Raw genomic sequence first — 19794 nt, forward strand, 5'->3', positions numbered from 1 at the left:
ATGTCGAATGTACCCAAAAGTCCCGCTGCGGCGAACGAGAATGCGGCGCCGGCCGCCGATCAGATGAATGCCGGCGACGCGAAGCGTAGCGATGCGCCGCCCACGCCAAAACCGGCGCGCGAGCCGCGGCGTGCGACGGAAGGCGCGCCGGTGTCGGCGCAGAAAAGCAAGCCGCCGCGCGAGCCACGTGCGCCGCGCGCTCAGCGTATCGTCGAACCCAACCCGATTCCGCCGATCACCTTCCCCGAGGCGCTGCCGGTCTCCGCCCGCCGCGACGAGATCGCCAAGGCCATCGCGCGGAATCAGGTGGTGATCGTCTCCGGCGAGACCGGCTCCGGCAAAACCACCCAGTTGCCGAAGATCTGCCTCGCGTTGGGGCGCGGTCTGGGCGCGGGCGGCGCCGGTCTGATCGGCCACACGCAGCCGCGCCGGATCGCCGCGTCGGCGACGGGCCGCCGCATTGCCGAGGAACTCGGCACGCCGTTCGGCGAAGTGGTCGGCTACAAGGTGCGCTTCACGGACAACCTGTCGCCGGGCGCGTCGGTCAAGCTGATGACCGACGGCATTCTGCTCGCCGAAACGCAAACCGACCCGCTGCTCAAGGCGTATGACACGCTGATCATCGACGAAGCGCACGAGCGCAGCCTGAACATCGATTTTCTGCTCGGCTATCTGAAGGAAATCCTCGTCAGGCGCCCGGATCTGAAGCTGATCGTGACCTCGGCCACCATCGACGCGGACCGCTTCGCGCGCCACTTCGGCAGCGAGGAGAAGCTCGCGCCGGTGATCGAAGTGAGCGGGCGTCTGTATCCGGTCGAGGTGCGCTATCGGCCGGTGGCGGAAGACAGCCCGGCGGTGAAGGCGGCGGAAGGCACGTCCCCGGCGCCGTCGTCGCGCGAATCGCGTGACAGGCCGAAAACTCAACGGGAATTTGGCAAGGACCGCGATCGCGATCTGATGGAAGCGATCGTCGACGCCGTCGACGAACTCTGCCGCGAAGGCCCCGGCGACGTGCTGGTGTTCCTGCCCGGCGAGCGCGAAATCCGCGACGCCGCCGAGGCGCTGCGCAAGCACCATCCGCCGCACACCGAAATCCTGCCGCTGTTCGCGCGGCTTTCCGCCGCCGAACAGGAGCGCGTGTTCCGCACCTCGAACGCGCGCCGCATCGTGCTCGCCACCAACGTCGCCGAAACCTCGCTGACGGTGCCGGGCATTCGCTATGTGGTCGACTCCGGCCTCGCGCGCGTGAAGCGCTACTCGTATCGCAACAAGGTCGAGCAGTTGCAGGTCGAGTCGATTTCGCAGGCCGCCGCCAATCAGCGGGCCGGGCGCTGCGGCCGCGTTGCGGACGGCATCTGCATTCGGCTGTACGAGGAAAGCGATTATCAGGGCCGCGTGCGCTTCACCGATCCGGAGATTTTGCGTTCGTCGCTGGCCTCGGTGATTCTGCGGATGAAGTCGCTGCATCTCACGGCGATCGAAACCTTCCCGTTCATCGAACCGCCGCCGGGCCGCGCGATCGCCGACGGTTATCAACTGCTCAATGAACTGGGCGCGGTCGATGACGATAACGACCTCACGCCGCTCGGCCGCGAACTCGCGCGCTTGCCGCTCGATCCGCGCGTGGGCCGGATGATTCTGGCCGCGCGCGATCAGCAGGCGTTGAAGGAAGTGCTGATCATCGCGAGCGCGCTGTCCGTGCAGGACCCGCGCGACCGGCCCATCGAGGCGCAGGAGCAAGCCGACCAGGCGCATCGCCGGTTCGCCGACGAACGCTCCGAATTCCTGCAGTGGCTGAAAATCTGGAACTGGTTCGAGGAAGCGATCGCGCACAAGAAGTCGAACCGGCAGTTGCAGGACGAGTGCCGCAAGAACTTCCTGTCGCAACTGCGGCTGCGCGAATGGCGCGACGTGCATTCGCAACTATTGACGGTGGTGCGCGAGCACGGCTGGCGTCTGAACGAAGCGGAGGCGACCTTCGAGCAGATCCACCTTGCGCTGCTGACCGGCCTGCTCGGCAACATCGGCCTGAAAGCCGACGACGAACCGTATTACCTCGGCGCGCGCGGCATCAAGTTTTACTTGTGGCCGGGCTCGGCGCTGGTGAAGAAGGCGGGCAAGTGGGCGATGGCCGCCGAACTGGTCGAGACGAGCCGTTTGTACGCGCGCTGCATCGCGAAGATCGAGCCCGAATGGATCGAGAAGATCGGCGCGCATCTGCTGAAGAAATCGCTCTCCGAGCCGCATTGGGAGAAGCGCGCGGCGCAGGTGTCGGCGTTCGAGCGGGCGGTGCTGTACGGGCTGCCGATCTATCACCGGCGGCGCGTGAGCTTCGGCAAGCAGGACCCGGCGCGCGCGCGGGAGCTGTTCATTCGCGGCGCGCTGGTCGAAGGCGAGTTCGATACGAAGCTCGCGTTCTTCGCGCACAACCGCAAGCTGCTCGCCGACATCGAGCAACTGGAGCACAAGTCGCGCCGTCAGGACGTGCTGGTCGACGACGAACTGATTTTCGCCTTCTACGATCAGGCGTTGCCGAAGGGCATTTACACCGGCGCGTCGTTCGAGCGCTGGTATCGCGACGAGGTGAAAAAGAGCGGCCAGCCTGAAGAGAAGCTGCGCCTGCTGTATCTGTCGCGCGACGATCTGATGCGGCATGAAGCCGCCGGCGTGACGACCGATCTGTTCCCGAAGCGCATGACGATGGCGGGCGTCGAGATGACGCTCACCTATCACTTCGAGCCGGGTTCGCCGCGCGACGGCGTGACGCTCGCGGTGCCGCTCTACGCGCTGAACCAGGTCGACGCACGGCGCTGCGAGTGGCTCGTGCCGGGCATGCTGAAGGAGAAGACGCAACTGCTGCTGAAGTCCTTGCCGCAGAAGCTGCGCCGTCATTGCGTGCCGGTGCCGGAGTACGCGGCGGGTTTCGTCGAACGGCACGGCGGGCCGCGCTTCGGCGCGGGCGGTTTGCTCGAATCGCTGATCGCGGATATTCGCGAGCAGACCCAGGTCGCGATGAAGCAGTCGGACTTCAAACTGGAAACGCTGCCGCCGCATCTGTTCATGAACTTCAAGGTTATCGACGAACATGGGCGGCAGCTCGCGATGGGACGCAATCTGTCGCAACTGCGCGCCGAACTCGGCGGGCAGGCGCAGCAGCATTTTCAGAAGATCGCGTCGAGCGCGGCCGGGGCGGCGTTGGCGGGGGCGGGCGGTGGCGGTGTCGCGAGCGCTTCGCCGGTAGCCGCTTCCGCAGGCGCCGCCGGTTCGCCGGGCGGCGGCGCACAGCGAGGCAAGGGCGCGGCGGTGAGCGGTCCCCAAACCGCGCAGCCTGGCGGCGCGCAAGGCACCGCGCTCTACGAAAAACTGACGACGTGGAATTTCGGCAAGCTCCCCGAGTTGCTCGAGATTCGCCGTGGCGGGCAGACCCTGTTCGGCTATCCCGCGCTGGTGGATCGCGGCGCGCACTGCGACGTCGAGGTGTTCGATTCGCCGGACGAAGCCGCGCGGATTCATCGCGCGGGTTTGCGGCGTCTGTTCGCGTTGCAGTTGAAGGAGCCGATCAAGTATCTGGAAAAGAATCTGCCTGGCTTGCGTGAGATGGCGATGCTGTTCATGCCGCGCGGCACCCAGGAGGAGTTGCGCGATCAGCTGATCGACACCGCGCTCGACCGCGCCTGTCTGCAAGAGCCGCTGCCTGACGACGACGTGAGTTTTCATACGCGCCGCGACGAGGGCCGCAGCCGGCTCACCTTATTGGCGCAGGAAATTTCGCGGCTAGTGGGGCAGATCCTTGGTGAATATGCGGGCGTGACCAAGAAACTGGTGCAGGCGAAGTCGTTCACGGCCGCGCACGCCGACATGCTGAATCAGCTCGATGGACTGATCGGCAAGCGCTTCGTGGTCGATACGCCGTATCCGCAGTTGGCGCATTTTCCGCGCTATCTGAAGGGGATCGCGCTGCGCGTCGACAAACTGAAGGCCGATCCCGCGCGCGAGGCCCGGCAGTTCGCCGAGTTTCAGCCGTTGTGGCAGAACTATCAGCGCGCGGTCGCGCAACGCGGCGGCGTGCTGGACCCGCGCTTGTCGGAGTTCCGCTGGCTGTTGGAGGAGCTGCGCGTTTCCCTGTTCGCGCAGGAGTTGCGCACGCCGATGCCGGTTTCGGTGAAGCGTCTGTACAAAGTGTGGGAGTCGATGCAGCGCTGATGGGGCGGCTCGCAGTCGCTCGATGCGGGCGGCTTGCGAGTATGCCGCCAGGCTTTGGCTTAAAAAACGCGCGATGGCGCTCCTTTTGAGAACGACATCGCGCGAAGGGCGCGAGGCTTGTTGTTGCGCGCCCGGGACGACAACGCTTAAACCGTCGCGATGACCGGCTCGATGCGAGCCGGCCCCGCGAATTCAGGCTTACCAGTGCATGCCGGCGCCGATCGCCGCGCCGAACTGGCCGCGCGAGTCGGTCGTGCCTTGCACCTTGTAGACCCACTTGCCCGTTTCCGACAGTTGCGAGACGCCGAGGGCCAACGCCGACTGGCCGGCATACGTGCCGCCCGCCATCGCGACCATGCCGCGACCCGGCAAGACCGCCTGCGGCAAGCCGGCCATCGCCATGGCGGACGCCGTGCCGCCGTACGAATCACGGCGGGCGGAGCGGATCTGGTCGTCGGTATAGCGGTTCGCCTGGCTGAGGGCGCCGCCGACGCTCTGCTGCAACTGATTGACGTTGACCGCGTCGGTGCCTTGCACGCCGGCTGCGACGTTGGTGATCTGACGCTCCTGCCCGGCCGCGCCGACCGATACCGTATTTGCCCGGTCCGCGACCGAACCCTGGCCTAACGCGACCGAGTTCTCGGCGCTGGCGTTGGCGCCCGCGCCGACAGCAGTGGCGTTAGTGGCGCTGGCGTTGGCGGTCGCGCCCAAGGCGGTGGCGTTGGTCGCGCTCGCGACGGCGTTTGCGCCGATCGCGACCGCGTTCGCGGCGGTGGCCTGCGCGCTCGCGCCCGACGCCAGTGAATGCGCGCCCGACGACACGGCGCCTTCGGCATCGCGATCGCCTTCCGCGCTGAAGAACGGATTGGCCGCGTTGATCACGACGTGGTTGACGATGTCGCTGACAGCGCCGCTGATGGCCGTATTCAACTGGCTGACGTTGACCGCGTCGGTGGCGTCCACGCCGTTCGCGACGTTGTGGATGACGGTGCCGCCGGCCGACGCATCGCCGAGCGTGATGCTGCTGTTGTCGACGCTGCCGTCCTCGTTCGTGTCGTACATGACGGCGCCGTCGAGCTTCGCCGTGGTGGCGGCGCCCTGATCGCTGACCGCTTTCAACTGGGCGACGTTGACCGCGTCGGTGTCGGCCGTGCCGGCCGCGACGTTGGCGATCTGGCGTTCGTTGCCGGCGGAACCGACGGAGACGGTGTTGGCGCGGTCGGCGACGGAGCCCTGGCCCAGTGCGACGGCGTTGACGGCGTTGGCGCTCGCCTGATTGCCGAATGCGGCGGCATTCTCAGCCGTGGCGCTCGCCTGGTAGCCGAACGCGGCTGTGTTGGTTGCCGCAGCGCTCGCCTGATAGCCGAATGCCGTCGAGCCTTCCTCCTGAGCCGTAGCGAGGCCGCCGACCGCCGTGCTGAAATCGCCGCTTGCCGCTGAGCCCGTGCCCGCGGCCAAGCTGGCTTGACCCGACGCCAGCGCGCCGCTGCCCATGGCGACCGCCTGCTCGCCGCTAGCGGAGGCGTCGTCGGTGCCGTCATTGGCGCCATTCGCCTTGAAATAGCGAGACGCGTTCTCGCTCGCCGCCTGCAACTGGCTGACGTTGACCGCATCGGTGGCATCCACGCCTGCCGCCACGTTGCGGATGACGGTGCCGCCGCTTGACGGATCGCCGAGCGTGATGCTGTTCCTGTTGATGCTGGTTCCGTCGGTGTCGTACATGACGGCGCCCTCGAGCTTCGCGGCGGTGGCGGCGCCTTCGTCGCTGACCGCTTTCAACTGGGCGACGTTGACCGCGTCGGTGTCGGCCGTGCCGGCCGCGACGTTGGCGATCTGGCGTTCGTTGCCGGCGCTGCCCACGGAGACCGTATTGACCCGGTCGGCGATGGAGCCCTGGCCGATGGCGACGGAGTTGTCGGCGCTGGCGCTCGCCATGTAGCCCAGTGCGACGCCGCCGGCGCCGATAACGCTCGAATACGCGCCGAGCGCGGTCGCGCCGTTGCTGTCGGCGAAGGACGACGCGCCGATCGACGTGGAGCCCGCGGTATTGGCGACGGCGCTTGCGCCGAGCGCGGTCGAACCCACGCCGCCAGCAGTGGCGCTCATGCCGACTGCGACCGCGTTCTCAGCCGTCGCAGCCGCGCTGACGCCTGCCGCGACCGCATTCGTGCCGTTCGCGACGGCGTCGTCAGAACCGGTGGCCGTGCCGTCTGCCTTGAAATAGTGCAGCGTGCCATTTTGCGCGACGGCCTCGACTTTGCCGTCGACCGCCTTCAACTGGCTGACGTTGACGGCATCGGTCCCCGCCGTGCCCGCCGCGACGTTCGTTAAGCGGCGCTCGTTCGCCGCCGAACCGATGGACACCTCGGCGATCGCCTTGGGGGCCTCGATGTCCGTCGCGCCGTTGCCGGTCGGTTGGTAACCGGGCAGAGCGGGGTCCGCCGTCGTGGTGGACCTGGCGCCCAATGCGACACTATCGATGGAGGTGGCCGTGGCCATGTAGCCGATCGCGACGGCTGAGTTCGCGATGGCCGCGGCCGCGGCGCCAAAAGCGCTCGCATAGCCGCCACGCGCTAGCGCGCCCGCACCCAATGCCATTGAGCCCGCACTGCCGACGTCCACGCTGGCCTCATACCCGATCGCGACGGCAAAGTTGGATGCGGCGTTCGCCGATCTGCCGCCGGCGAACGCGGCGGAGCCCGTGGTATGCGCTCCAAAGCCGAGTGCCGTGGACATATCGCCCATTGCCTCCGACGTGGCGCCCACGGCGACGGAACCCTTGCCCGTCGCTCTGGCGTGCGTACCCGTTGCGATTGAATTTTCTTGCACGGTAAGTGCCTGGAAGCCAGTCGCAATCGAGCCGCTGCCCCCGGCGATAGCCTCCGCGCCTATTGCAATCGTGGCGTCGTCGAGCGCTTGCGCAGTGAGACCTGCCGCCAGTGAGCGGGTGCCGTCTGCGCTCGCCCCGATACCTGCCGCCAGCGCGCCGGTTTTGGTCGCGCTCGCGTCCGTATCGGTGGCCGGATCGTTCGGGCTGGCCGTGAAGTAGATCGTCGCATGCGCCGCCGATGCCGCGCCCGCCAACGCTGCCGCGACCAGCACCGCTTGCGCGATGCGCTTCCTGCGCATGGCCGCGGTTCGCTTTTCGCCCGATATCGCAGGTTCCGGCGCCGCCAGCCGCGTGTGGGGTGCTTCACAGCAAACCAATGGGTTCTTCCTGTTCATCTTTTACGAGTCTCCGGGTATTGCTTGCGTGGACGGCGCATGGGCGCGTGTTAATGGAGAAGACTTCATCACCTGAATAAATCGTGCAAAAAATAACCCGCGGACCTTGGCTTTCATGAGTCAGCGTCTTCGGCGTTTTTTGCGTGCACGAAACACCCGCGTCACGCTCATTCGTCCACAGGGATTGGCTGTGTGGGCGATGTAGCGGCGGGATTGTCCAATCTGGCGCTGCGCAAGCGATGTCAGGTAAATCTGAAATTGGCCCGGAAAAATCGCTTTATATTGATGCCTCTTAACTTGAAAAATCTAAAATAGAGGAAATAAGGAATTGAAGAAATTATTCTTATAAATGGATTATTTTATTTGGATATTTCTTGAGTTGTATGAGCAAATCAAGACTCGACGTTTCAGCCGCGGATCCATTTTCCGCGCGTCGCAAGGAGCACGAACCCGCTGCGCCAGGCCGTTCGAGGCGCGATCATCGGAGTCAATCGCGCCCCTGTTTTTTCGCGCGCTGGATACCCGATCCACGTCAACCGCTGGCCGCGGCAAACGTTCTACAATGACAGCCGTTCTCCGAAGTGAGTTTTCATGCGCAAATTTTTCCTTCCCGGCTTGACTGCCACGTTCGCCGCGGGCGCGGCGCTGGTTGCCGCCGCAGGCCTGTTTTCCCCGGCGGCTCACGCCAACAACGTGATCGTGCTCAATTCCGGCGAAGCCACGCTGAGCCTCATCGACGAGACCAGCCGCCAGGTCGTCGGCACGGTGCCCACCGGCAAGGAACCGCATCACCTGATGGTCACGCCGGACAGTTCATCGCTGATCGTCGCCAATTCGGTATCGAACAATCTGATGTTCGTCGATCCGAAGTCGGGCCAGGTGCAGCGCTGGGTCGAAAACATCGAGGATCCTTATCAGATCGGTTTTTCGCCCGACCGCAAATGGCTCGTCACCACCGGGCTGCGTCTGGACAGGCTCGACATCTATCACTACGACAACCAGAACAAACAGATGACGCTGGCGTCGCGCCTGCCGCTCGCGGTCATGCCGAGCCACATGGCGTTCACCAACGACAGCAAGACCGTGTTCGTCACGCTGCAGGTCTCGGGCGAACTGGCCGCGATCGATCTGGCCACGCAAACCGTCAAATGGAAGATGAAGGTCGGCAAGGTGCCGGCCGGGCTATGGATGACGCCGGGCGAGAAGTACCTGCTGATCGGCATGACCGGCGCGGATTACGTCGCGGTGGTGGACTGGCGCAACCAGAAGATCGTCAAGACCATCCAGACGGGCAAGGGCGCGCACAACTTCCGGTCGCTGGCCGACGGCAAGCACGTCGCGGTGTCGAACCGGGTTGCGAGCACGATCAGCATTCTCGACGAGGACACGCTCACGAACGTCGGCGACATTGGCGGTTTGCTGCCTGGACCGGACGACATGGAGCTTTCCGCCGACAAACGCTATCTGTGGGTGACGTTCCGCTTCGCGAAGCACGTCGGCGTGATCGACCTGACCACGCGCAAGCTGGTCCAGACGATTGCCGTCGGCCGTTCGCCGCACGGCATCTATTTCTTCAATCGCGCGCCGGTCACGGCGCCGAACGGCGCCTGAACAGCCGCTAGAATGAAGTAACCGGCCAGCACCATGTTCCATCTCATCTTCTCTTCGCTCGACAGCTTCGTCTCCGCCGTGCAGACGCTGCTGTACGTCGACGTGGTGCAGCCGCTGCTGTTCCGCTTCGATCTGATGGATTACGACGAAGACACTTACGACAGCCTGTACTGGCTGATCGTGGGCGTGTTCGAGGTGCTGGCCATGTACGCGGTGCTGCGGCCGCTCGAGGCGCTGCGGCCGGTGGAGCAGTGGCAAAACCGCAAGGCGGTGCGCGTCGACGTGATCTATACGTGGATCGCCAAGCTCGGCATTCTCAACCTGTTCTTTTTCTTCGCGCTGCAGCCGCTTTTCGACAACGTGCAGGCCTGGTTGCGGCTGCACAACATCGCGAATATCGAATTCGACAATCTGTGGCCCGGCGTCACCACGCAGCCGCTCGTCACGTTCGTCATGTACCTGCTCGCGCTCGACTTCGCGGGTTACTGGTATCACCGCTGGCAGCACCGGGTCGGCGTGTGGTGGGAACTGCACGCGGTGCATCACAGCCAGCAGCAGATGTCGCTGTGGGCCGACGACCGCAATCATCTGCTCGACGATCTGCTGCAGGCGTCGTTCTTTGCGATGATCGCGCTGGTGATCGGCGTGCCGCCGTCGCAATTCGTCGTGCTGGTCGCCATCACGAATCTCGCGCAGAGCGTGCAGCACGCGAATATCCGCCTGTATTTCGGCTGGCTCGGCGAGCGCCTGCTGGTGAGTCCGACTTTCCATCGCCGTCACCATGCGATGGGTTATGGCCATGAAGGGCTGAAATACGGTTGCAACTTCGGGGTGCTGTTCCCCTGGTGGGACATGCTGTTTCGCAGCGCCTCGTGGAGCCGCGACATGGAGCCGACCGGCATCGCCGATCAACTCGACGGCCGCCGCTATGGCGACGGATTCTGGGCGCAGCACTGGCTCGCGTTCGTGCGAATCGCCAGGCGTCTTTCGTCGAAACGCGGCACCGAAGGCGGTGACGCCGCCGCCGTTTGAGCCCCACGCGATTCGAGCCCGATTCGAGCCCGATCTTCGCCCGATTCCCGCCTGATTACTCCTGCGTCACTCCTTCATCACCCGCCGCCGGTTTCCCCGGCGGCGCATCACGTGGTTTATCCTGTCCACGTTTGCGCGCGCTGCAACGCTGTTCTGACCGGCTCGTCGCGCGCTTCCTTTTATCCCATCGTTTGGTTTACCGGCACTGGCACGCATGAATGATCTGTTGCGCTCGTTCGGACGCGCGCTTACAAGCGCGCTCCACCCGCGCATGCTCTGGCTGACCTTCATGCCGTTTTTCGCGGCCACGGTCGGCTGGGGCGTGATCCTGTGGTTTTCCTGGCAGACGCTGATCGGCGCGACCCGCACCTGGCTCGCGAGCTGGTCGTTCACGGCCACGCTCTATCAACTGTTCGACTGGCTCGGCTTTGCGTCGCTGCATGCGGCGATCGCGCCGTTCATCGTGATCGCGATGGCGATTCCGCTGATCGTCGTCACCGTGCTGCTGCTGATCGCCACGCTGTCGATGCCGGCGGTCATCCGTTTCCTGTCGACGCGGCAATTCACCGGCCTCGAAATGCGCCGCGGCGGAACGTGGTACGGTAGCCTCGGCCATGCGTTGTGGACCACCCTGGTCTGTCTGGTGCTGCTGATCGTCACGTTGCCGCTCTGGCTGGTGCCGCCGTTCTTCGCGCTGATTCCGCCGCTGCTGTGGGGCTGGCTGACCTATCGCGTGATGACTTACGACGCGCTTGCGCTGCACGCCACGCGCGACGAGCGTCGCGCACTGGTGCGGCGCTTCCGCCTGCCGCTGCTGCTGATCGGCATCGCCAGCGGTCTGATGGGCTCGCTGCCCACGCTGCTGTGGGTGTCGTCGGTATGGCTGATCGTGCTGTTCCCGGTAATCACCGCGGTGACGATCTGGATCTACGCGTTCATCCTCGTGTTCTCGGCGTTGTGGTTCGGCTACTACTGTCTGCGCGCGCTGCAACGCATGCGCGCGGAAGAGCACGGCGGCGCGCGGCAGACGGCGCCGGTTCCTTATTGATGAATTACTGACTAAGCGAAAGAGGCGGCAATGGCATTTGGCGTCATCATCATCGGCGATGAAATCCTGTCGGGCAGGCGCGTCGACAAGCATCTGCCGAAGGTCATCGAATTGCTGGGCGCGCGCGGACTGTCGCTCGGCTGGGCGGAATATATCGGCGACGATCCCGAGCGCATCACGGCGACGCTGCGGCGCACGTTCGCGTCGGGCGACGTCGTGTTCTCCACGGGCGGCATCGGCGCCACCCCGGACGATCACACTCGCCAGTGCGCGGCGGCCGCGCTCGGCGTGCCGCTTCAATTGCATCCGGAAGCGGCGCGGCTGATCCAGGAGCGCATCCGCGATATGTATCCGGCGACCGCGGCAACGCCGCTCGATCTGGAAACGCCGGAAAACCTGCATCGCCTGAACATGGGCACCTATCCGCAGGGCGCTTCGATCATTCCGAACGGCTACAACAAGATTCCGGGTTTTTCGATCGGCCAGCATCACTTCGTGCCGGGTTTCCCGGTGATGGCGTGGCCGATGATCGAGTGGGTGCTGGATACGCAGTACGCGCATTTGCATCACGCCATGCCGCACGCGGAAAAATCACTGCTGGTGTTCGAGTTGCCGGAATCGCGTGTGACGCCGTTGATGGAGAAGATCGAACGGGATTTTCCGGGCGTGCGGGTGTTCAGCCTGCCGAGCGTGGGCGACGCCGAACGCGGCGGCGTGTATGCGCGGCATCACATCGATCTGGGTGTGAAGGGCGAGCCGGAAGCCGTCGCGGCGGCGTTCGTCAAACTGCGCGAAGGGGTGCATCTGCTGGGCGGCGACATCGTCGAATTGGACGCGGCCGCGGCCAAACCGCGCGATTGATTCGCGGGCTACGCGAGCGAGTTTTTTTCGGCGCTCGTGAGGCCGTGCGGGCACTCTCTCGCCGGCTGTGCTTCATTGTGTAGTCGCCGCATCATCGGCCTGTCACACTCAGCGCCGACGATGCGTTTCAGGCAGGCGTGCGCGCATGCCAATGGCAACCGGCAACCGGCAACGGTCGGCCAACGGGTCAGCCAACCGCGCCAACCGCGCCGTCCGCGATCATGCGCCGATCCACGGCAAGCCGCGAAAACACCAGCCCGACACCGTCTTCCGATGCCCCTGGCCGTCCTTGTCGCCTTCGAAGCCTTCGAGCAGGTCGTACGCCTGGGTGAAGCCGGCCTGGGCCGCGGCGATCGCGGCGAGCTTCGAGCGCGCGGCGCTGCGGCACAGGAAGAGCACCGGCGTATCCGGCGAGGCGACCTGTTTCAACTGATCGAGGAATTCCTGGTTCGGCACCGCGCCCGGATAGCGCGTCCATTCCACGTGCGCGTATTGCCCGTCGCCGACAACCGGCCGACCGACCCAATCGAGTTCGGCGCGCGTGCGCACATCGACGAGACGCGCGCGCGGATCGAGTTGCAGCAGTTCGAACGCCTCGGCCGGCGAGATCGCGCCCGCGTAGGGCAACTGGTTTTCGCCGCGACGCTTTTCCGCCTGGGCGTATAGCTGTTCAAGCGTGCTCATGAGCGTGTCTCTCTCTTGGACCAAATAACCATTCTAGCGCGCAGCGCGAAGCGGAGAGGATCGGCGGGCGCCAGAAACCTTGGGAGTCGCCGCGCAAGTGTAATGTTCTCTAATGGTGCAAAATCTAGAAAATGCACCAAAATAGGTATAACGGCAAGGTCGCAGTTAGGTCATGCACGTTTTCGGTGCCATGCCCGAATCGCCGATTTCGGGGCTGCATGCCATTCGGTGCGCGCATTCCCCGCAAACGCGCGCGCACAATGGGTCTGCGCCGGCTTGGCGCATGCATGGCACAGAAGCTGCTTCATTGCTTCCGATCGACTTGTCCCACAGGCTCGAATGTCCGCCTCGACGAAACCAGGGGTGGACGCGCCGGGACGGGTCAGCTAGATTGGGCGGCGGCTGAACCCGCCGAATTCGTTAATCAGGAGATAGGTTATGAGTAAATCCGTGGCCGACGTCGTGCAACTCGTCAAAGACGAAGACGTCAAGTTTGTCGACTTTCGTTTCACCGACACGCGCGGCAAGGAGCAACACGTTTCGGTGCCGGTGTCGGCATTCGATGAAGACAAGTTCGAAAGCGGCCATGCGTTTGACGGTTCGTCGATTGCCGGTTGGAAGGGCATCGAAGCATCGGATATGTTGCTGGTCCCGGACGCGAACACGGCCTTCATCGACCCGTTCTATGAAGAATCCACCCTCGTGCTGACCTGCGACGTCGTCGAACCGGCGGACGGCAAGGGCTACGAGCGCGACCCGCGCTCGCTCGCCAAGCGCGCTGAAGCCTATCTGAAGAGCACGGGCCTGGGCGACACGGCATTCTTCGGTCCGGAACCGGAATTCTTCATTTTCGACTCGGTCCAGTGGAACACGGATCAGTCGGGCTGCTTCATCAAGATCGGTTCGGAAGAAGCACCGTGGTCGTCGGCGAAGGAATTCGAAGGCGGCAACACCGGCCACCGTCCGGGCACGAAGGGCGGCTATTTCCCGGTCGCTCCGGTCGACACGTTCCAGGACATCCGTTCGGAAATGTGCCTGCTGCTCGAACAGATCGGCATTCCGGTCGAAGTGCATCACCACGAAGTCGCGGGCCAGGGCCAGAATGAAATCGGCACCAAGTTCTCGACGCTGGTGCAACGCGCCGACTGGCTGCAGCAGATGAAGTACATCATCCACAACGTCGCGCACACGTACGGCAAGACGGCTACGTTCATGCCGAAGCCGGTGGTCGGCGATAACGGTTCGGGCATGCACGTTCACCAGTCGATCTGGAAGGACGGCACGAACCTGTTCGCGGGCAACGGTTACGCGGGTCTGTCGGAATTCGCGCTGTTCTACATCGGCGGCATCATCAAGCATGCTCGCGCGCTGAACGCGATCACGAACCCGTCGACGAACTCGTACAAGCGCCTCGTGCCGCACTTCGAGGCGCCGGTGAAGCTGGCTTACTCGGCTCGCAACCGTTCGGCGTCGATCCGCATTCCGCACGTGTCGAATCCGAAGGGCCGCCGTATCGAAACGCGCTTCCCGGATCCGATGGCGAATCCGTACCTGTGCTTCTCCGCGCTGATGATGGCGGGTCTGGACGGCGTGCAGAACAAGATTCATCCGGGCGAAGCTGCCGACAAGAACCTGTACGACCTGCCGCCGGAAGAGGATGCAAAGATCCCGACCGTGTGTGCCGGCCTCGACCAGGCGCTGGACGCACTCGACGCGGACCGCGAATTCCTGACGCGCGGCGGCGTGTTCACGGATTCGATGCTCGACGCGTACATCGAACTGAAGACGGGCGAGCTGCAACGCTATCGTCAGTCGGTGCACCCGATCGAATTCGAAATGTACTACTCGCTGTAAGCGGCAATGGCGCTTCGCCCTTCAAACGGCGAAGCGCTTTGCCCGACGCTCGCGATCGGTCACGAAGGGACGGCGGCGCCGTCCCTTTTTCGTTGGATCGAGCGCAACGTTTGCGATCCGCGTAGGCGACGTTCGCGACATGCGCGTAGGCGACATGCGCGAGCCGCGGGCACCGGGCGACACAAAACGCGCTACACCTGATTTATCACCATCTCCTATCGGCCGGACTGCAAAGATGGTTCTCAAGAATCTGATCAAGGCAAGGAAAGGGCAGGAGCAAACGCTGTCGGACGACGCTCTCCTCGTGAGTTCCGGTTTGCTGCCCGGCTTCGAGGCGTTGCCGACAGTCGTGCTGGTGCTCGAAAAGCGCACGCTGCGTGTCGTGTTCGCGAACCCGTCGGCCGAATCGATGCTGGAGCTTTCGCGCCGGCAACTCACGCAGATGGCGTGGCCGGACATCTTCTCGAATGCGGACGAACTGCTCGCGACCATCTCCGCGATCGCCGCCCACCGTTTTCACGCGACGCATCTCGACGCCGTGCTCGAGCGTCCCGGTCACGAGCCGCTGCACGTGCATGCGATCGTCGGCTTTCTGGAAACGGCGCAGGACTACGTGCTGCTCGAACTGTTCGAGAACGAGCGGCATCTGCGCACCGACCGCGAGGAGCGCATCAACGACCTCACGGCGGTCAACAAGCAACTGATCCGCAATCTCGCGCACGAGATCAAGAATCCGCTCGGCGGGATTCGCGGCGCGGCGCAACTGCTCGAGTTCGAACTCGGCGAGCGTCAGCGCGACGAGTTGCGCGAGTACACGCAGGTCATCATCAAGGAATCGGACCGCTTGCAGACGCTGGTCGACCGCCTGCTCGAACCGCACCGTCATCCGCATATCGTCGGCGACGTGAATATTCACGAGGTGTGCGAGCGCGTGCGCCAGGTGATTCTCGCGGAGTTTCCGCGCGGCCTCACGATCGAACGCGATTACGACGTGAGCGTGCCCGATTTGCGCGGCGACAAGGAGCAATTGATTCAGGCGCTGCTGAACATCGTGCGCAATGCGGCCGAGGCGCTGCGTGAGCGCATCTCGCAAGGCGACGCGCGCATCGAATTGCGCACCCGCATTGCGCGCAAGATCACGGTGTCGAAACGTTTATGTAAGCTGGCACTGGACTTGCATATCATCGACAACGGCCCAGGCATTCCCGAGGAGATCCGTGACCGCATCTTTTATCCGCTCGTGTCGGGGCGCGAGGACGGCAGCGGTCTCGGTCTGACGCTCGCGCAGACCTTCGTGCAACAACACGACGGACTGATCGAAGTGGAAAGCCGCCCGGGCCACACCGAGTTTCAGATTGTGCTGCCGCTCGACTGCTAAACCAAACGCATCTCAAGAATTCTGACCGACCCATATGAAGCCGATCTGGATAGTAGACGACGATCAATCGATTCGCTGGGTGCTCGAAAAAGCGCTCGCCCGCGAAAACTTCGCGACACGCAGCTTCGCGAACGTGCGTGAGGCGTCGGCCGCGCTCGATCACGACAGCCCGCAAGTGCTGGTGTCCGACATCAGGATGCCAGGCGGCTCCGGCCTCGAATTGCTGCAAACCGTGCGTGACAAGGTGCCGGGCTTGCCCGTCATCATCATGACGGCGTTCTCGGATCTGGATAGCGCGGTCGCCGCATTTCAGGGCGGCGCGTTCGAGTACCTCGCCAAACCGTTCGACGTCGACAAGGCCGTCGAACTGATCCGCCGCGCCGTCGACGAAAGCATGCGCGGCGAACAGACGTGGGACGACCGCGTCGCCGATGCACCGGAAATGCTCGGCCAGGCGCCGGCGATGCAGGATATGTTCCGCGCGATCGGCCGCTTGTCGCATTCCGCCGCCACCGTGCTCATTACCGGCGAATCAGGCACCGGGAAGGAACTGGTCGCGCGTGCGTTGCACCGACATAGCCCACGCTCGAACGGTCCCTTCATTGCCTTGAACACCGCCGCGATTCCGAAGGACTTGCTGGAATCCGAACTGTTCGGCCATGAGCGCGGCGCGTTCACCGGCGCGCAGGCCATGCGCCAGGGGCGCTTCGAGCAGGCCGAGAACGGCACGCTGTTTCTCGATGAAATCGGCGACATGCCGTTCGATCTGCAAACGCGCCTGTTGCGCGTACTGTCGGACGGGCAGTTCTATCGCGTCGGCGGCCACAATCCGTTGCGGGCCAACGTGCGCGTGATCGCGGCGACGCACCAGAATCTCGAATCGCGCGTGCGCCAGGGCCTGTTCCGCGAGGACTTGTATCACCGGCTCAATGTGATCCGCTTGCGTTTGCCTGCGCTGCGCGAGCGCAGCGAGGACATTCCGCTGCTCACGCGTCACTTCCTGCAAAAGAGTGCGCGCGATCTGGGCGTCGAGCCCAAGCGCGTGTCCGAAGACGCGCTGGCGTATCTCGCGTCGCTGCCGTTTCCGGGCAACGTGCGTCAGTTGGAGAACCTCGCCAACTGGCTGACGGTGATGGCGCCCGCGCAGACCATCGAGATCAAGGACTTGCCGCCCGACCTCGGTCCCGCGCAAGCCGGCGTGAGCGATCTCGCGGGCGGCGGCGGAGTGCTCGGTAATGGCGAAGCCGGCCTCGCGGCGACGGCGCCGATCAACGGCGCGAGCGCTTCGGCGCAACCGGCCGCGGCCGGCGGCTTGCCGGTCGCGACGCCTGTGAGCGCCTGGGAAGGCGGTCTGCGTACCGAAGTCGCGCGCCTGTTGCGCGAGAACTCGGCCGACGTCATGGACGAACTCGCGCGCCGTTTCGAAGCGGCGGTGATTCGCGAGGCGCTGGATTTCACGCGTGGCCGCAAGGTGGAAGCGGCCGAGCGTCTGGGCATCGGCCGCAATACGATTACGCGCAAGATTCAGGAGCTCAATCTCGAGCCTTGAGGTTCGTGCTGAGGTTCGTGCTTGAAGTTGGCGTGATGTGACGCGGAGCGGTTCGGGTATCGCTCCGTCGTTCGCGGCTTCATCCATGTCGGCGCTGGCGAGCATCGTCAAAGGCGCTTCGCTTCTCGCAGGGCATAATCAACGCTGTTTTCATTCGACAGCCGACGATGCCCGCTTCTCCCGCTACTCGCGGCCCCTTTCTCTGGCCGCTTTCTCCCGATTCCTTTCTGTCGCTCGAAGCGCTCGACGATCCCGCCGCGCTCGCGTGGGTCGACGCGCAGAATGTCCGCACGCGCGCCGCGTGGTGCAGCGGTGCGCAATTCGAGTCGCTCAGGCAACAGCTCGCCGACGCTTATCTGCCGCGCGAGCGTCCGGTCATTCCCGATCGCTGGAAGGATTGGGCCTACGATCTCTGGCAGGACGAGCGCAATCCGAAGGGCATCTGGCGGCGCACCACATGGGCCGCATGGCGCAGCGGCGCGCCCGTGTGGCAGACCCTGCTCGACTTCGACGCGCTCGGCGCGGCGGAAGGCACGCCGTGGGTATGCGTGGAACTCGACATTCTTTACCCGGATGGCGATCGCGCGCTGGTGACGCTGTCGCCGGGCGGCTCGGACGCATTGGTGGTGCGCGAATTCGATATCGACGCCCAACGTTTCGTCGACGACGGCTTCGTGATCGCGAAGGCCGGCAAGCACACCGCGTCGTGGATCGACCGCGATACGTTGTACGTCGGTTGGGACAATGGCCGCAAGACGCTCACGCGCTCAGGCTACCCGCGTGAAGTGCGCCGCTGGACGCGAGGCACGGCGCTGGCCGACGCGCCGGTGGTGTTCAAAGGCGCGTTCGGCGACATCGGCGTCGAAGCGCACTACGATCCGGTCGAACAGCGGCATACGGTGGTGAGCAGCGTCGACTTCTTCGATTCGCACACGTATTACCTCGAGAGCGCCGCGGCTGCCGCCGATGCCTGGCGCCGTTACGACGTGCCCTCGCATGTCGCGGTGAGCGGTTGGCAGGGCTGGCTGCTGCTGGAGCCGCGCCTCGATTGGCATTGCAACGGCGCGCATTACGCGGGCGGCGCGTTGCTGGCGATTCGCGAAGCGGCGTTCCTGCGCGGCGAGCGCGACGTCACGCCGCTTTTCATGCCGACACCGCGAACCTCGGTGTGCGAGTGGACGCATACGCGCAACCATCTGATCGTGTCGTATCTCGAGGATGTGCGAAACCAGACCTTGCTGTGGACGCCCGCGCGAGATGCCGATCAAGAAGGTTGGCATTGGCGGCGGCGCGTCTTTCCGTCGCGCGACGACGCGCAAGCCGAAGTCTCGCCGGTCGAGCCGACGTTGAACGACGAAGTGTTCGTCGATACCGACGACTATCTGCAACCGCCGGCGTACTGGCTCACCGACCTCGCCCGCGACGATCTGACCGGTTGGGAATTGCTCGATCGCTGGCCGACGCAATTCGACGCAACGCCGTTCGCAGTGACGCGCGCGCATGCGGTGTCCGCTGACGGCACGCGCGTGCCGTACACCGTGATCGGGCCGCGCGTCATGCAAGAAGCGTCGCAAGAGGCCACGTCAGAGCGCGCACGGCAACACGCGCGGCCATGCCTGCTCAACGGCTACGGCGGCTTCGCGATTCCCTTGCTGCCGAGCTATCTGACGGGACAGGGCATCGGCTGGCTCGCGCGCGGCGGCGTCTACGTGGTCGCGCATATCCGCGGCGGCGGCGAATTCGGCACGGAGTGGCACACGGCGGCGCAGGGCGAGCATCGGCAGCGTTCGTTCGACGATTTCATCGCGGTGGCCGAGGCGCTCATCAGCACCGGCGTGACGAGTGCCGCGCAACTCGGCATTCAGGGCGGCAGCAACGGCGGTTTGCTGGTGGCCGCGTGCATGGTGCAGCGCCCCGAGCTGTTCGGCGCGGTGGTATGCGAGGTGCCCTTGCTCGACATGAGCCGCTATCACCTGCTGCATGCGGGTGCCTCGTGGATCGACGAATACGGCGATCCCGATGACCCCGACGAAGCGCGCGTGCTGGCCGCTTACTCACCGTATCACCGGGTGAGCGCGGGCGTCGGGTATCCACCTGTATTGTTGACCACCTCGACCGCCGACGACCGTGTGCATCCGGCACACGCGCGCAAGATGGCCGCGCGCATGCAGGCGCTGGGCGCGGACAAGGTCTGGTATCGGGAGAACACGGAAGGCGGGCACGGCGGTTCCGATGAACTGGAGCAGGCCGAGCACGATGCGATGGTGTTCGAGTTTTTGTGGCGCTGTTTAGGCGCTCCCGCTTGAGCGCGACGCGGGTCTGAAAGAGGCCGTTCCAGGGTCTCGCATC

12 protein-coding genes are annotated in these 19794 nt (G+C 64.6%); 10 read left to right on the top strand and 2 right to left on the bottom strand.

The features are described from left to right. Positions 1-4203 (top strand): ATP-dependent RNA helicase HrpA, encoded by a 4203-nt coding sequence (gene hrpA / locus ACOCG7_RS18110; protein WP_114162196.1) that lies wholly within the window; start codon positions 1-3, stop codon positions 4201-4203. Positions 4204-4401: 198 nt separating this feature from the next. Here the strand turns inward: hrpA and ACOCG7_RS18115 are convergent, their stop codons facing one another. After that, complete coding sequence (locus tag ACOCG7_RS18115) at positions 4402-7332, bottom strand: YadA family autotransporter adhesin (protein ID WP_244219981.1); 2931 nt, start codon at positions 7330-7332, stop codon at positions 4402-4404. On the opposite strand from ACOCG7_RS18115, the gene ACOCG7_RS18120 reads away from it, so the two are divergent. The 5 genes from ACOCG7_RS18120 (at position 7316) to ACOCG7_RS18140 (ending at position 11980) form a co-directional block, all read left to right on the top strand. Continuing rightward, positions 7316-7504 carry a hypothetical protein gene (locus tag ACOCG7_RS18120; protein ID WP_244219982.1) on the top strand — a complete coding sequence of 63 codons (189 nt, stop codon included), beginning with the start codon at positions 7316-7318 and terminating at the stop codon, positions 7502-7504. The genes ACOCG7_RS18115 and ACOCG7_RS18120 overlap by 17 nt on opposite strands. A 515-nt stretch (positions 7505-8019) precedes the next feature. Further along, positions 8020-9039, top strand: a complete 1020-nt coding sequence (locus ACOCG7_RS18125; RefSeq protein ID WP_073427527.1) for a beta-propeller fold lactonase family protein — start codon at positions 8020-8022, stop codon at positions 9037-9039. 33 nt (positions 9040-9072) lie between these two features. Further along, complete coding sequence (locus ACOCG7_RS18130) at positions 9073-10071, top strand: sterol desaturase family protein (protein WP_114162198.1); 999 nt, start codon at positions 9073-9075, stop codon at positions 10069-10071. 214 nt (positions 10072-10285) lie between these two features. Continuing rightward, on the top strand, positions 10286-11119 hold the full coding sequence (locus ACOCG7_RS18135; RefSeq protein WP_073427529.1) for an EI24 domain-containing protein: 834 nt from the start codon (positions 10286-10288) through the stop codon (positions 11117-11119). Positions 11120-11149: 30 nt separating this feature from the next. After that, positions 11150-11980, top strand: coding sequence for a competence/damage-inducible protein A (locus ACOCG7_RS18140; protein WP_073427530.1), 831 nt, complete (start codon positions 11150-11152; stop codon positions 11978-11980). Between the two features lie 219 nt (positions 11981-12199). On the opposite strand, the gene ACOCG7_RS18145 is transcribed toward ACOCG7_RS18140, so the two are convergent. Continuing rightward, the gene (locus tag ACOCG7_RS18145; RefSeq protein ID WP_073427531.1) at positions 12200-12664 is read right to left on the bottom strand and encodes a rhodanese-like domain-containing protein; all 465 of its coding nucleotides are present in this window, start codon (positions 12662-12664) and stop codon (positions 12200-12202) included. A 438-nt stretch (positions 12665-13102) separates the two neighbouring features. On the opposite strand from ACOCG7_RS18145, the gene glnA reads away from it, so the two are divergent. The 4 genes from glnA to ACOCG7_RS18165 all read left to right on the top strand — a co-directional run bounded on the left by glnA (position 13103) and on the right by ACOCG7_RS18165 (position 19751). Next, the gene (gene glnA, locus ACOCG7_RS18150; RefSeq protein WP_073427532.1) at positions 13103-14518 is read left to right on the top strand and encodes a type I glutamate--ammonia ligase; all 1416 of its coding nucleotides are present in this window, start codon (positions 13103-13105) and stop codon (positions 14516-14518) included. 235 nt (positions 14519-14753) lie between these two features. Further along, positions 14754-15896, top strand: coding sequence for a nitrogen regulation protein NR(II) (gene glnL, locus ACOCG7_RS18155; RefSeq protein ID WP_073427533.1), 1143 nt, complete (start codon positions 14754-14756; stop codon positions 15894-15896). 34 nt (positions 15897-15930) lie between these two features. Continuing rightward, positions 15931-17445, top strand: a complete 1515-nt coding sequence (gene ntrC, locus ACOCG7_RS18160) for a nitrogen regulation protein NR(I) (RefSeq protein WP_073427534.1) — start codon at positions 15931-15933, stop codon at positions 17443-17445. 167 nt (positions 17446-17612) lie between these two features. Then, positions 17613-19751, top strand: a complete 2139-nt coding sequence (locus ACOCG7_RS18165) for a prolyl oligopeptidase family serine peptidase (RefSeq protein ID WP_073427535.1) — start codon at positions 17613-17615, stop codon at positions 19749-19751. Positions 19752-19794 lie beyond the last annotated feature (43 nt).

The sequence above is a fragment of the Paraburkholderia sp. DD10 genome (assembly GCF_049177125.1).
GTDB classification, from domain to species: domain Bacteria; phylum Pseudomonadota; class Gammaproteobacteria; order Burkholderiales; family Burkholderiaceae; genus Paraburkholderia; species Paraburkholderia terricola.

Coding starts and splice junctions, on each gene's coding strand:
- hrpA (WP_114162196.1), top strand. CDS start 1: ATGTCGAATGTACCCAAAAGTCCCGCTGCGGCGAACGAGAATGCGGCG.
- ACOCG7_RS18120 (WP_244219982.1), top strand. CDS start 7,316: ATGCGCTTCCTGCGCATGGCCGCGGTTCGCTTTTCGCCCGATATCGCA.
- ACOCG7_RS18115 (WP_244219981.1), bottom strand. CDS start 7,332: ATGCGCAGGAAGCGCATCGCGCAAGCGGTGCTGGTCGCGGCAGCGTTG.
- ACOCG7_RS18125 (WP_073427527.1), top strand. CDS start 8,020: ATGCGCAAATTTTTCCTTCCCGGCTTGACTGCCACGTTCGCCGCGGGC.
- ACOCG7_RS18130 (WP_114162198.1), top strand. CDS start 9,073: ATGTTCCATCTCATCTTCTCTTCGCTCGACAGCTTCGTCTCCGCCGTG.
- ACOCG7_RS18135 (WP_073427529.1), top strand. CDS start 10,286: ATGAATGATCTGTTGCGCTCGTTCGGACGCGCGCTTACAAGCGCGCTC.
- ACOCG7_RS18140 (WP_073427530.1), top strand. CDS start 11,150: ATGGCATTTGGCGTCATCATCATCGGCGATGAAATCCTGTCGGGCAGG.
- ACOCG7_RS18145 (WP_073427531.1), bottom strand. CDS start 12,664: ATGAGCACGCTTGAACAGCTATACGCCCAGGCGGAAAAGCGTCGCGGC.
- glnA (WP_073427532.1), top strand. CDS start 13,103: ATGAGTAAATCCGTGGCCGACGTCGTGCAACTCGTCAAAGACGAAGAC.
- glnL (WP_073427533.1), top strand. CDS start 14,754: ATGGTTCTCAAGAATCTGATCAAGGCAAGGAAAGGGCAGGAGCAAACG.
- ntrC (WP_073427534.1), top strand. CDS start 15,931: ATGAAGCCGATCTGGATAGTAGACGACGATCAATCGATTCGCTGGGTG.
- ACOCG7_RS18165 (WP_073427535.1), top strand. CDS start 17,613: ATGCCCGCTTCTCCCGCTACTCGCGGCCCCTTTCTCTGGCCGCTTTCT.